14 protein-coding genes and 1 pseudogene are annotated in these 13486 nt (G+C 62.6%); 5 read left to right on the top strand and 10 right to left on the bottom strand.

Going from position 1 to position 13486, the window contains the following annotated elements:
• Positions 1-2 precede the first annotated feature (2 nt).
• From recJ to B0G77_RS14495, 4 genes are all read left to right on the top strand, one after another.
• A complete protein-coding gene (recJ, locus tag B0G77_RS14510) occupies positions 3-1700 on the top strand; it encodes a single-stranded-DNA-specific exonuclease RecJ (RefSeq protein WP_133662748.1) in 1698 nt (565 codons plus the stop codon).
• A 138-nt stretch (positions 1701-1838) separates the two neighbouring features.
• Positions 1839-2943 (top strand): peptide chain release factor 2 gene (gene prfB / locus B0G77_RS14505; RefSeq protein ID WP_133662747.1). Its coding sequence is split into 2 segments (ribosomal slippage): positions 1839-1919 and positions 1921-2943, totalling 1104 coding nucleotides; the frame shifts between segments, so codons are not numbered across the junction.
• Between the two features lie 163 nt (positions 2944-3106).
• Complete coding sequence (gene lysS / locus B0G77_RS14500; protein WP_133664147.1) at positions 3107-4630, top strand: lysine--tRNA ligase; 1524 nt, start codon at positions 3107-3109, stop codon at positions 4628-4630.
• A 291-nt stretch (positions 4631-4921) separates the two neighbouring features.
• A complete protein-coding gene (locus tag B0G77_RS14495) occupies positions 4922-5647 on the top strand; it encodes a glycine zipper 2TM domain-containing protein (RefSeq protein WP_133662746.1) in 726 nt (241 codons plus the stop codon).
• Between the two features lie 121 nt (positions 5648-5768).
• On the opposite strand, the gene iscX is transcribed toward B0G77_RS14495, so the two are convergent.
• The 10 genes and pseudogenes from iscX to B0G77_RS14445 all read right to left on the bottom strand — a co-directional run bounded on the left by iscX (position 5769) and on the right by B0G77_RS14445 (position 12737).
• The gene (iscX, locus tag B0G77_RS14490) at positions 5769-5966 is read right to left on the bottom strand and encodes a Fe-S cluster assembly protein IscX (RefSeq protein WP_133662745.1); all 198 of its coding nucleotides are present in this window, start codon (positions 5964-5966) and stop codon (positions 5769-5771) included.
• 15 nt (positions 5967-5981) lie between these two features.
• On the bottom strand, positions 5982-6323 hold the full coding sequence (fdx, locus tag B0G77_RS14485; RefSeq protein WP_133662744.1) for an ISC system 2Fe-2S type ferredoxin: 342 nt from the start codon (positions 6321-6323) through the stop codon (positions 5982-5984).
• Positions 6324-6439: 116 nt separating this feature from the next.
• Positions 6440-8311, bottom strand: coding sequence for a Fe-S protein assembly chaperone HscA (gene hscA, locus B0G77_RS14480; RefSeq protein WP_133662743.1), 1872 nt, complete (start codon positions 8309-8311; stop codon positions 6440-6442).
• Between the two features lie 74 nt (positions 8312-8385).
• Positions 8386-8913 carry a Fe-S protein assembly co-chaperone HscB gene (hscB, locus tag B0G77_RS14475; RefSeq protein WP_133662742.1) on the bottom strand — a complete coding sequence of 176 codons (528 nt, stop codon included), beginning with the start codon at positions 8911-8913 and terminating at the stop codon, positions 8386-8388.
• 91 nt (positions 8914-9004) lie between these two features.
• Positions 9005-9328, bottom strand: coding sequence for an iron-sulfur cluster assembly protein IscA (gene iscA / locus B0G77_RS14470; protein ID WP_133662741.1), 324 nt, complete (start codon positions 9326-9328; stop codon positions 9005-9007).
• 136 nt (positions 9329-9464) lie between these two features.
• Positions 9465-9884, bottom strand: a complete 420-nt coding sequence (gene iscU, locus B0G77_RS14465; protein WP_133662740.1) for a Fe-S cluster assembly scaffold IscU — start codon at positions 9882-9884, stop codon at positions 9465-9467.
• Positions 9885-9964: 80 nt separating this feature from the next.
• Entirely contained in the window at positions 9965-11188 is a 1224-nt protein-coding gene (locus B0G77_RS14460) for an IscS subfamily cysteine desulfurase (protein ID WP_133662739.1), read from the bottom strand.
• A gap of 87 nt (positions 11189-11275) precedes the next feature.
• Positions 11276-11803: a Fe-S cluster assembly transcriptional regulator IscR gene (gene iscR, locus B0G77_RS14455; RefSeq protein WP_133662738.1), complete on the bottom strand. Its 528-nt coding sequence runs from the start codon at positions 11801-11803 to the stop codon at positions 11276-11278.
• 87 nt (positions 11804-11890) lie between these two features.
• Positions 11891-12395 (bottom strand): annotated as a pseudogene (locus B0G77_RS14450) (low molecular weight protein-tyrosine-phosphatase).
• 102 nt (positions 12396-12497) lie between these two features.
• Positions 12498-12737 (bottom strand): hypothetical protein, encoded by a 240-nt coding sequence (locus tag B0G77_RS14445; RefSeq protein WP_133662737.1) that lies wholly within the window; start codon positions 12735-12737, stop codon positions 12498-12500.
• Between the two features lie 267 nt (positions 12738-13004).
• On the opposite strand from B0G77_RS14445, the gene B0G77_RS14440 reads away from it, so the two are divergent.
• Entirely contained in the window at positions 13005-13484 is a 480-nt protein-coding gene (locus B0G77_RS14440; protein WP_133662736.1) for a hypothetical protein, read from the top strand.
• Positions 13485-13486 lie beyond the last annotated feature (2 nt).

Below are 13486 nucleotides of genomic sequence, written 5' to 3'. Positions count from 1 at the left end.
GCATGACTCGAATTGTTACGCGCGCCTGTTCCCCTGCCGATGCAGAAGCGCTGATCCGCCACGGCCTGCATCCCGTCCTCGCGCGCCTCTATGCGTCGCGCGGCGTATGCATGCCCGACGAGATCGAGACCGGCCTTGCACGCCTCGTGCCACCCGTCGAGCTGAAAGGCTGTGAAGACGCAGCCGTGCTGCTGGCGGATTCGATCGAGGGCAAGCGGCGTATGCTCGTCGTCGCCGACTACGACTGCGACGGCGCGACCGCCTGCGCGGTCGCCGTGCGTGGACTGCGGATGTTCGGCGCGCAGATCGACTATCTGGTGCCCAACCGCTTCGAATACGGCTACGGACTCACCCCCGAGATCGTCGCGCTTGCTGCGCAGCGCAAACCGCATCTGCTGATCACCGTCGATAACGGCATCGCCAGCGTCGACGGCGTCGAAGCGGCGAACGCGCTCGGCATCAACGTGCTCGTCACCGATCACCACCTGCCCGGCGACGACCTGCCGGCTGCCCGCGCGATCGTGAATCCGAACCAGCCAGGCTGTACGTTTCCGAGTAAATGCATCGCGGGCGTCGGCGTGATGTTCTACGTACTGCTCGCACTGCGCGCCGAGTTGCGCCGTCGTGGCGCGTTCGGAGACGCGCGTCCCGAACCGCGTCTGGATGGCCTGCTCGACCTCGTGGCGCTCGGCACGGTCGCCGACGTCGTGAAGCTCGACGGCAACAATCGCGTGCTCGTCGCACAGGGTTTGCAGCGCATTCGCAACGGCCGGATGCAGCCCGGCATCGCCGCGCTCTTTCGTGCGGCCGCGCGCGATGCGCGCAGTGCGTCCGGCTTCGATCTAGGCTTCGGGCTCGGGCCTCGCCTGAATGCAGCGGGACGGCTGTCGGACATGTCGCTGGGCATCGAATGCCTGACCACCGACGACATCGGCCGCGCATGGGAACTCGCCCAGCAACTCGATGCGATGAATCGCGAGCGGCGCGAGATTGAAGCCGGCATGCAGCAACAGGCGCTCGCCGACCTGTCCGCAATCGACCCGGAGGGTGCGACCACCATCACGCTCTTCAACGAAAGCTGGCACCAGGGCGTGATCGGCATCGTCGCAGGGCGGCTGAAGGAAAAGTTTCACCGGCCGTCCTTCACCTTCGCGCTCGCTGACGGGGGCGGCACACTCGTCAAGGGTTCAGGGCGCTCGATCCCGGGCTTCCACCTACGCGATGCGCTCGACCTGATCTCGAAGCGCGAGCCGGGCCTGATCGTCAAGTTCGGCGGCCACGCGATGGCGGCCGGCCTGACCCTCGCGACGACCGACGTGCCCCGCTTCACCGCGGCATTCGAAGCGGTCGGCCGGGAGTGGCTGAACGAAAATGCGCTCGCTCGCGTGATCGAGACGGATGGCGATCTGGAGGACGCATATTTCACGCCCCAGTTTGTCGAGATGCTCGACGCAGCGGTCTGGGGCCAGGGATTCCCGGCGCCGTTGTTCTCGGGCGAATTCGACATCGCGTCGCAGGCGCTCGTTAAAGACAAACACCTGAAGCTGCAACTGGCGCGCGGGCGCCAGCGCTTCAACGCGATCTGGTTCAACCATACCGACCCACTACCCGCCCGCACGACCGTCGCCTACCGGCTTTCGCGCGATACGTGGAACGGCGTGTCGCGCGTCCAGCTGATCGTCGAGCACGCGGCGGGTTGAGGCCGCGCCGGGGCTCTCCACGCCCCGGCGGCGGCCACATTGAAAGCCGGAAACACGCGCCGGCTCCCGGATTGGCGTCCGGCTGCGGGCGCCGATCGGCTATAATTTCAGCTTTTTACGAAGCCACAAAAGATCGACATGGAAGCGGAACGTCTCAACGCGATCGAAGCCTCTCTGGCAGACCTGCGCCGTCGCGCGGGCGAGCTACGGGGGTATCTTTGACTACGACGCCAAGTCAGTGCGTCTGATCGAAGTCAATCAGGAACTCGAAGACCCCAACGTCTGGAACGACTCGAAGCACGCCCAGGCCCTCGGCCGGGAGAAGAAGCTGCTCGACGACGTCGTCGGCAAACTGACCTCGCTCGACACCGACCTGCGCGACACGCAGGATCTCTTCGAAATGGCCCGCGAGGAACAAGACGAAGACACGCTCCTCGCCTGCGAAGCCGATGCCGCCGGTCTCGAACAGCGCGTGGCCGATATGGAATTCCGCCGGATGTTCTCGAACCCGGCCGACCCGAACAACGCGTTCCTCGACATCCAGGCGGGCGCCGGCGGCACCGAAGCGTGCGACTGGGCCGCGATGCTGCTGCGCCAGTACCTGCGCTACTGCGAGCGCAAGGGCTTCAAGACAGAAGTGCTCGAAGAATCCGAAGGGGACGTCGCCGGCATCAAGAACGCGACGATCAAGATCGAAGGCGAATACGCGTACGGCTTTCTGCGCACCGAAACCGGTGTGCACCGCCTCGTGCGCAAGTCCCCGTTCGATTCGTCGGGCGGCCGCCATACTTCGTTTTCGTCGGTGTTCGTGTATCCGGAAATTGACGATTCGATCGAAGTCGACATCAATCCGGCCGATCTGCGTATCGACACCTACCGCGCGTCGGGCGCAGGCGGTCAGCACATCAACAAGACCGATTCCGCGGTGCGGATTACGCACATGCCGTCGGGCATCGTCGTGCAGTGCCAGAACGACCGTTCGCAGCACCGCAATCGCGCCGAAGCCATGGCGATGCTGAAGTCGCGCCTGTACGAAGCGGAAATCCGCAAGCGTCAGGCCGAGCAGGACAAGCTCGAAGCGGGCAAGACCGATGTGGGCTGGGGCCACCAGATCCGCTCGTACGTGCTCGACAACAGCCGTATCAAGGATCTGCGCACCAACGTCGAAATCAGCAATACCAAGAGCGTGCTCGACGGCGACCTCGATCCGTTCATTAGCGCGAGCCTGAAACAGGGCGTGTAAGCCGCTTTGGCGCGGCACGGCTGTGCCGCCGCGCCGCGCTTCGCTTCTCCGGTGCGTCCGGTGCGGCGGCTCCTTCATGCCGCCGCGTCGGACGCCAGGCGCGATCATCATCGAGCTTCAGCATCGTCAGCACTACCCAAGCCACTCCGAATACCGAACCATCATGACCGAACCGACCCAGACGAACGCCGTTCCTGAGGACGACAACCAGATCATCGCCGAGCGCCGCGAAAAACTTCGCGCGCTGCGCGAACAGGGCGTCGCCTACCCGAACGACTTCCGTCCGACCCACCACGCCGCCGACCTGCAATCGGAGTACGCCGAAACCGACAAGGAAACGCTCGAAGCGAAGCCGCTTCAGGTTGCCCTCGCCGGCCGGATGATGCTCAAGCGCGTGATGGGCAAGGCCAGCTTCGCAACCGTGAAGGACGGCTCGGGCCAGATCCAGTTCTTCATCACGCCGGCTGACGTCGGCGAACAGACTTACGAAGGTTTCAAGAAGTGGGACCTCGGCGACATCGTCGCCGCGCGGGGCGTGCTGTTTCGCACGAACAAGGGCGAGTTGTCGGTGCGTTGTACGGAACTGCGTCTGCTGTCGAAGGCGCTGCGTCCGCTGCCCGACAAGTTCCACGGCCTCGCCGACCAGGAAATGCGCTACCGTCAGCGCTATGTCGACCTGATCGTCACGCCGGAAGCCCGCAAGACCTTCGCCGCGCGCACGAAGGTCGTTTCGTCGATCCGCAATTTCATGTCGGGCGCGAACTTCATGGAAGTCGAAACGCCGATGCTGCACCCGATCCCGGGCGGCGCGGCGGCCAAACCGTTCGCCACTCACCACAACGCGTTGGATATGCAGATGTTCCTGCGTATCGCGCCTGAGCTCTATCTGAAGCGGCTGATTGTCGGCGGCTTCGAGCGCGTGTTCGAGATCAACCGGAACTTCCGTAACGAAGGCGTTTCGCCGCGTCACAATCCAGAATTCACGATGATGGAGTTCTACGCCGCGTACACCGATTACACGTGGCTGATGGATTTCAACGAGCAACTGATCCGTCAGGCCGCGATCGACGCAATCGGTACGACTGCGCTCACCTATCAGGGCCGTGAACTCGATCTGGGCAAGCCGTTCCATCGTCTGACGATCAACCAGGCCATCCAGAAGTACGCGCCGCAATACACCGACGCGCAACTCAACGACAGCGCCTTCCTGCGCACCGAACTGAAGAAGTTTGGCGTCGATGCGTCGCAGCCGCAGTTCCTGAATGCAGGTGTTGGCGCGCTGCAGCTGGCGCTCTTCGAAGAGACCGCCGAATCACAGCTGTGGGAGCCGACTTTCATCGTCGACTACCCGATCGAAGTGTCACCGCTTGCGCGCGAATCGGACAAGGTCGCGGGCATCACCGAGCGCTTTGAACTGTTCATCACAGGCCGAGAAATCGCCAATGGCTTCTCGGAACTGAACGATCCAGAAGATCAGGCCGCGCGCTTCAGGAAGCAGGTCGAGCAGAAGGATGCCGGCGACGAAGAAGCCATGTTCTACGACGCCGACTACATTCGCGCGCTGGAATACGGCATGCCTCCGACGGGCGGCTGCGGGATCGGTATCGATCGTCTCGTGATGCTGCTCACCAACAGCCCGAGTATTCGCGACGTCATTCTTTTCCCCCATCTGCGCCGCGAAGACTGATCGGTTTCGCAGACTTCCGTCGTATCGACGCGCCCGGCGCAACGCCGGGCGCGTCCGATGGTTTGTAACTATCGGTAAAAGCTGCAGGGGTCACGACGACTTGCTCGCGGCCTCCTTGTCCCCTCCTCCCCCAGATTCAAGATCCAGCGGCACCAGACCACGATCTGCGCCCGATGCCGTTTCCGGGCGGGCGCGGCAATGGTTACAAATTGAAACCTTGGGTTTTTAGAATTGTCGGACACTGTGTCTCGAAAATAGGCAACGCTAACTCTGCTCGAGACGGAGGTCTGAATGGACAATCCCAGCACACAAACCACGCAAAAAAGCCGCCTTCATCCGCTTGCCGCTACCGCAGCGGGCGCGGTCATCATCGGTGCTTTGGCCGCCACGGCCGCAGTGACGGGCGTATTTCCGAAGGCAGGCGGCACTAACGCGCAGACGGATCAGACACAGGCAGCCCAGATTGCTTCGCAGCCGGTTGTCGATTCGGCGAGCCCCGCCAACCCGGCGACTTACGCACAGCAGCAACAGCCTGCCCAACAGAGCGCCCAACAGCCCGTCCAGCAACAGGCTGAACCGCAACAGGCGCCGCGTGCCCCCGCAGCGGCCCAGCAACCGCAGTATGCGCAACAGCCGCAAGCGCAACCGCAGTACGCCCAGCAGGCCCCGGCACAGCCGGCCTACTGTCAGAGTTGCGGTACGGTCGAAGCCATCTCCGCGGTCAAGACTGAGGGCCACGGGACGGGTATTGGCGCGGTTGGTGGCGCAGTCGCAGGCGGCGTAGTCGGCAACCAGTTCGGCGCAGGTAATGGCCGTACCGCCATGACTCTGCTCGGCGCGCTTGGCGGCGGTCTCGCCGGCAACTCGGTCGAAAAACATCTGCGCAGCACGACCAGCTATTCAGTGCGCGTACACATGGAAAACGGCAAGACGCGTTACTTCACCTATCACGAGGCGCCGCCATTCCAGCAAGGGCAACGCGTGCGGGTCGAGAACGGCACGCTCGTCGCTGGTTGAGATGTTTTCCTTTTCGGGCGCGCGTTCCGTACGCCGTCGTCGGAAGTAAAAAAGGCGATTCCACTGGAATCGCCTTTTCTGCTTTTGCGCTGCCCCGTCCTTGTCGAACGGTCGATACCGGTCAGTAATCCGCGTCTTCGATCCAGGCTGCCTGGATCGCTTCCAGGATCTTCTCGTTCGACCGGTTCGGATCGTCATCGAAGCCTTCCAGCTCCATCACCCAGCGGTGCAGATCGGTGAAGCGCACCGTTTGCGGGTCGACGTCCTGGTGTTTGTCCGTCAGGGCCATCGCAATTTCCTGCGTGTCGGTCCATTTCATGGCTGCTCGCTCCTCTTAGTGATTTTCCTTCGCGTGGTTAATCGAGTAACGCGGGATTTCGACGACGAGATCCTGCTCGCCGGGAACCACGGCCTGGCACGACAGGCGCGATTCGGGCTCGAGACCCCATGCCTTGTCCAGCAGATCGTCCTCGTCTTCTTCCGACGGCGTGAGCGCGTTGAAGCCTTCACGTACGATCACGTGACACGTCGTGCACGCGCACGACTTCTCACAAGCATGCTCGATCTCGATACCGTGTTCGAGCAGGCTGTCGCAGATGCTCTTGCCTGGAACGGCATCGATCACCGCGCCCTCCGGGCACAGCTCGACGTGAGGCAGCACAACGATTTGAGGCATACGTTTTCCGGTTCTCTGTGAAGCACGGCTGCCAGCAGCAGCCGGGCTCCCTGTCATTTTACTGGCGACACGCGCCCTTTTGACACGCGTCACGTGATTCGTGGGGATAAAGCGGATCAGATCTCGTCGAGCTTGCGGCCCGCGAGCGCGCGCCGGATACCCTTGTTCATGCGGCGTGCGGCGAATTCGTCGGTGCCTTCGGCGAGCGCCTTGGTCGCGGCTTCGACGGTGTCGACATCATCGCCTTGGGCGACGTTGCGCAGCGCCGTCAACAGCGTGTCGAGTTGCACCCGTTCGGCTTCGTCGAGCAGTTCGCCGTCGGCCGCGAGTGCCGCGTCGGTCGCCTCGACGAGACGCTGCGCCTCGACCTGCGCCTCGCGCAGCGCGCGGGCGCGCATGTCGATTTCGGCCGTCGTGAAGCTCTCTTCCAGCATGCGCGCCACGTCGTCATCAGCGAGACCGTAGGACGGTTTCACCACGACCGAGGCTTCCACGCCCGAATGCTGCTCGCGCGCGAACACCGACAGCAGACCATCCGCATCGACCTGATAGGTCACACGGATGCGCGCCGCACCGGCCGCCATCGGCGGAATGCCGCGCAGTTCGAAGCGCGCGAGCGAACGGCAGTCGGCCACCAGCTCACGCTCACCCTGGACGACGTGAATCGCCATCGCCGTCTGGCCGTCCTTGAATGTCGTGAAGTCCTGCGCGCGGGCGACCGGAATGGTCGAGTTCCGCGGGATGATCTTCTCAGTGAGTCCGCCCATTGTCTCGACGCCAAGCGATAGCGGGATGACGTCGAGCAGCAGCCAGTCGTCGCCATCCGCACTGCGGTTGCCTGCCAGCAGATCAGCCTGGATCGCCGCGCCGAGCGCGACAACCTGATCCGGATCGAGATTGATCAGCGGCAGCTGGCCGAAGTACGTCTCGACCGCGCGGCGAATCACCGGCATGCGCGTCGCCCCGCCAACCAGCACAACACCTTTGATGTCCGCCGGTGTGACTTTCGCGTCACGCAACGCCTTTCTCGTCGGACCGAGCGTACGCTGCACGAGATCCTTCGTGATGCCTTCGAAGGTCGCCTCGTCGACCGTCAGATCGAGCGCCGTGCCATTCGACAGCGACACTGTGAGCTTTGCCTGCGGCGCGGCCGAAAGCGCTTCCTTCAGCACGCGGACGTTATCGAGCAGAAACCGAACGTCCTCCGGCGCGAGCGTCTGTGGGGCGATGCCCGCCTGCGCGAGCACATGGCGGTACAGTGCGTGGTCGAAATCATCGCCGCCGAGCGCGGAATCGCCGCCGGCAGCCAGCACTTCGAAAACGCCCTTCGTGAGCTTGAGGATCGACAGGTCGAACGTGCCGCCGCCAAGGTCGTAGACCGCGTATAGACCCTCGGACCCATTGTCGAGTCCGTAGGCGATCGCCGCAGCCGTCGGTTCGTTCAAGAGCCGCAGTACGTTCAGCCCTGCCAGACGCGCGGCGTCCTTGGTCGCCTGGCGCTGCGCTTCGTCGAAATAGGCCGGCACCGTGATCACCGCGCCGACCAGTTCGTCGCCGAGCGTATCTTCGGCGCGTTGACGCAGCGTGGCGAGAATTTCCGCCGATACTTCGACCGGGCTCTTCACGCCGTCGACCGTGCGGATCTGGACCATGCCAGGCGCATCGACGAAATCGTAGGGCGCATTTTCGGCGCCTTCCACTTCGCTTTTGCCGCGGCCCATGAAACGCTTGACCGAGACGATCGTGTTGCGCGGATCGGTCGCCGCTTCGTCCTTCGCCGTTCGGCCGATCCGGCGACCGCCCTTTTCGAGGTAGCGCACCACCGACGGCAACAGCACATGACCGTCTTCGTCAGGGAGTACGTCGGGCACGCCGCTGCGCACGGCGGCGACGAGGGAATTCGTGGTGCCGAGGTCGATGCCGACAGCGAGCCGTCGCTGATGCGGCGCTGGCGCCATGCCGGGTTCGGAGATTTGCAGTAAAGCCATCTGTGATCTTCTTCGGGGATCGTTCGACCCGCTAATGTTTGATTCGCGACAAAAGAGGCGTCTGGGCGCGCTGGCTAGTTCTCGAGCTTTTCGATCTGCGCGCCGATTTCCGACGCCACCCGCTCGATGAACATCATTTGCCGCACCGCTTCACCGGCCGCCTGGTTCGCGCCGCTGTCGAGCAGCGCGCCGAGCTTCGCCAGGCGCACACGCTCCTCGTCGCGCAGTTCATTGAGGAGCGCATCGAGGGCGTCGACATTCTTCGCCGCAGCGGCGTCTTCGATGCCTTCGCGCCATTCCATCTGCTGCATGAGGAACGCCGGCTCCATCGCCGTATTGTTATGCGCGCCGACGTCGATGCCGCGCAGCGACAGCAGGTAGGTGGCACGCTTGAGTGGATCGCGCAATGTCTGATACGCCTCGTTCGTGCGGGTCGCCCACTGCATCGCGATGCGCTTTTGCGCATCGCCGGCTGCGGCAAAGCGGTCGGGGTGAACCTGGGCCTGAACGGTGCGGTAAGCGTCGTCGAGCGCGTGTGCGTCGATCGTGAATTGCGCCGGCAGGTTGAACAGGTCGAAGTGACTGTCGGTCAGCGAGGCCATCGAATTACGTCGTCCGTTGAAGAGATGCACCAATGTGCACCGGAAAATTAAAAAGGCGGCCCGCGCCGCCTTTTTCCGGCTTCGCGCGGACTCACACGCGGAACGATTCGCCGCAACCGCACTCGTCCTTCACGTTCGGGTTGTTGAACTTGAAACCTTCGTTCAACCCCTCGCGTGCGAAGTCGAGTTCAGTGCCGTCGATATAGGCGAGACTCTTCGGATCGACAATGAGCTTCACGCCGTTGCAGTCGAATACCTGGTCTTCCGGCGCGAGTTCGTCCACATACTCCAGCTTGTAGGCGAGACCCGAGCATCCGGTAGTGCGCACACCGACCCGCAACCCGACACCCTTGCCGCGTCGCGTCAGATACTTCTGAACGTGCTGTGCTGCCTTTTCGGTCAACGTAATTGCCATAGCGTTTCTCATTGCGCAGGACCCCGAGCTTTTACGCGCCCTGCGACCCTGCCTGCATCCAATATCGCTCATGCCGGACGGCCACGCGCCTGCGCGCCCGCCTTGCTTCCCTGCTACCCGCGCCCAGCCGCAGCGCTCAGGCGGCCTGCTGCTTCTCGCCTTCTTCGACGGCTTCGCCGCCGTGACGCTGCTTGTAATCGGCGACCGCTGCCTTGATCGCATCTTCCGCGAGGATCGAGCAGTGGATTTTCACCGGCGGCAGCGCGAGTTCTTCTGCGATCTGCGTATTCTTGATCGACATTGCCTGGTCCAACGTCTTGCCCTTCACCCATTCGGTGACAAGCGAGCTCGATGCGATCGCCGAACCGCAGCCGTACGTCTTGAACTTCGCGTCTTCGATAATGCCATCAGCACCCACGCGGATCTGCAACTTCATCACGTCGCCGCATGCCGGTGCGCCGACCATGCCGGTGCCGACTGCATCGTCGTCCTTCGCGAAGGAACCAACGTTGCGCGGGTTTTCGTAGTGGTCCAGAACCTTGTTGCTATAAGACATGATTAACCTCCTTGATTCGATTCAATCTGCATTCGATGTCGACCGCTGATGCCGATCGGCGTAACAGCACAATCGGCGCGTCAGTGCGCAGCCCACTTGATGGTCGAAATATCGATACCGTCCTGATGCATTTCCCACAGCGGCGACAGGTCGCGCAGCTTGGCAATCTTGCTCTTCAACAGGTTGATCACGTAGTCGACGTCCTGTTCCGTCGTGAAACGGCCGACCGTGAAGCGGATCGAACTGTGCGCCAGTTCGTCGTTGCGGCCGAGCGCGCGCAACACATACGACGGCTCCAGCGAAGCCGACGTGCACGCCGAACCCGACGACACCGCGACGTCCTTGACTGCCATGATCAGCGACTCGCCTTCGACGAAGTTGAAGCTGATGTTCAGGTTGTGCGGGACACGCTTTTCCATGTCGCCGTTCACATACGTTTCTTCGATTTCCGAGAGGCCGCGCAGCAGACGGTCGCGCAACATGCGGACGCGCTCGTTTTCCGTCGCCATTTCTTCGCGCGCGATGCGGAACGCTTCGCCCATGCCGACGATCTGATGCGTCGCCAGCGTGCCCGAGCGCATGCCGCGCTCGTGACCGCCGCCGTGCATCTGCGCTTCGATACGCACGCGCGGCTTGCGGCGGACATACAGCGCGCCGATGCCCTTCGGACCGTACGTCTTGTGCGCCGAGAGCGACATCAGATCGACCTTCAGCGTTTGCAGGTCGATCTCGATCTTGCCGGTGGCCTGAGCGGCATCGACGTGAAAAATGATGCCCTTTTCGCGGCAGATTTCACCGATCGTCTCGATGTCCTGAATCACACCGATCTCATTGTTGACCGACATCACCGACACCAGAATCGTGTCCGGGCGCAGCGCATCCTTGAACACGTCGAGGTCGATCAGGCCGTCGTCCTTCACGTCGAGGTAGGTGACTTCAAAGCCTTCGCGCTCGAGCTCGCGGCAGGTATCGAGCACAGCCTTATGCTCGGTCTTCACCGTGATGATGTGCTTGCCTTTGCTCTTGTAGAAGTGTGCGACACCCTTGATCGCCAGGTTGTCCGATTCGGTGGCACCTGACGTCCAGATGATTTCGCGTGGGTCGGCATTCACGAGCGCCGCGACGTTCTCGCGCGCTTCCTCGACCGCACGTTCCGCCTCCCAGCCATACGAGTGGCTACGCGACGCCGGATTGCCGAACTGCTCGCGCAGATACGGAATCATCTTGTCCACCACGCGCGGATCGACCGGGGTCGTTGCGCTGTAGTCCATGTAAATGGGCAGGTGGGGAATATCGTTATTCATCAATCGCTCCGGGAAATCTATGTGCTGGCTCTGCCTGGGGATCGGTTCGGGCCTGATGTCGCACCCTTTTCGCTTTTTTGCGCCTTGTTAGCCGGCCAGGTTGAAAACGGAATTGGGTCCCTTCGGCGTGACACGCGCGGGTTCGACCGCGGGGGCCTCGCTGCGCCGGTCGCGTAGCACCGCCGGCGCGCCTTCGCGCGAGCGCTGCTGGTCGACGAGATCTTTCAGCGAGACCGAATCGAGGTACTCGACCATCTTCTGGTTCAGGGTCGACCACAGTTCGTGCGTCATGCAGTGACCGTCGTGCTGTTTCGTGCCTTCGCAGGTGCCCTTGCCGCCGCACTGGGTCGCATCGAGCGGCTCATCGACGGCGATGATGATGTCCGCCACGGTGACGTTCTCGGCACGGCGGGCAAGATTGTAGCCGCCGCCCGGCCCGCGCACGGACTCGACGATCTCATGACGCCGCAGCTTGCCAAACAGCTGCTCGAGGTAGGACAGGGAAATGTGCTGGCGCTGGCTGATACCCGCAAGCGTCACCGGGCCCTGCTCCTGGCGCAGCGCCAGGTCAATCATCGCCGTGACGGCGAAACGGCCTTTCGTGGTGAGTCTCATGATGTATTGGGAACCGCAATTCTCGACAATTTTCGTCAAGTATAAATACATGACAGATTTAGTCAAGTATCCCTATCCCTTTTCCGGTTATATAAAAGATAGAAGTCTGTCTGAGCCCGTCAACTGCTGGCGCAAGGCCGCAATCAGGCCGCGGCAGGCCGCCTCGCACTGGTCGAGCACAAGCTCAAAACCCGCGTCGCCCCGAAATAGGGATCGACGACTTCCCGGCGCTTCGCCGCCGGCGCAAATTCCATCAGTAGCCGGACCTTGTCGCGCTGCGCCGGTGGGCAAACGCGGTGCGATGCGTCGACATTGCCATCGTCCATCGCGATCAGCAAATCGAAGCGCTCGAAATCGATAGCGCCAATCTGGCGGCCGCGCAACGCCGACAGGTCGTAGCCACGCTGGCTCGCGGCGCGCCGGGCGCGCTCGTCCGGCGCCTCGCCAATATGCCAGTCGCCGGTGCCGGCCGAATCAATGACGATTCGCTCCGTCAGTTTCGCCTCCGCCACCTGATGCCGCATCACGGCTTCCGCGGTAGGTGACCTGCAGATGTTCCCAAGACAGACAAGCAGATGGAAACGGTTTTCATCGACGAACCATGGTGTGGCGGGGCGACCGCCAGCCCGGCTGGCAGCGGAATTGCGATTATACAAAGTCCGGCGAAATCACGTTTGGACTCGCCGAGCGGTATTTAGAAGGTAGGCGGAGCAGGTAGCGAAGCCGTCGCGCGCATGTTTTTGGTCGCCGCACCGGCGTTGTCGTCGACGAGCCCGTACGATACCGTGCGAGCGAGTTCGGCAGTTAACTGACCGGCAGCGAGAGGTGCCTGAGACGCGCGCGAAGCAGCCTCGCTGCAAGCGTGGATGTAAGCGGCGGCGGCAAGCGGGAGAATCACCGCGAGTGGCCAGTACATCAATATTGTCTTTTTCATGATGTGTCTTATCTGGGATTGAGGCATGTGAGTTCACGACGCACTTTGCCCAGTGCAAATGATAGATGGAGACGCAACCAGAAAAAACCCACCCAATCGAGATACAGAGTTGTCCAGAATGAAACAGCGAGATCGTGGCGTTCGCCTTGCGGCGTCGGGATCCCGGTCACTCGCGAAAGAATTCCTTACAAAATCGAACAAAGCATCCGTAACAAACAAGACGGAAAGGTGTCTTACCCACACGAAAGCTTTTCAGACCACCCCGCCATGAAACGCATTACTTCAATTTTCGCCATAGCGGCCACGGCCGCTCTGGCCGGTTGCGCTGTCTACCCGGACGGCACGCCCGCATACGGCGGCGGCTACGACCCCGGCTATGGTTACGGCTATGGCGCAGCGCCCGTTCCGCAGTCGAATGTCTACCTGGGATTTGGCGGCTACTCGGGGCCGTCGTACTACGATCATGGATACGGTCGCGGCTATGACCGTGGATATGATCACGGCTACAACCATGACCGGCCGCCTCCGCCACCGCAGCAGCAGGGCCACGGTGGCGGGCCAGGGCCACAGCTGGGTGGTGGTCCGGCGCCGCAGGCGGGTAACGGATGGCGCGGCGGCGGGCCCCCTGGCGCTGGCGTGGGGCATCCTACCCCAACCCGAGGTGGCGGCCAGGGCGGCAGAGGGGATCGCGACTCTGAAAGGCAGAGCGCGCAGGACTACAACAACGGCGGCGGCAGCCGCCATTGATG

Origin of the sequence: Paraburkholderia sp. BL10I2N1 (assembly GCF_004361815.1) — a bacterium.
Taxonomy (GTDB): Bacteria; Pseudomonadota; Gammaproteobacteria; order Burkholderiales; family Burkholderiaceae; genus Paraburkholderia.
This window is presented reverse-complemented; position numbering and strand designations above follow the sequence as displayed.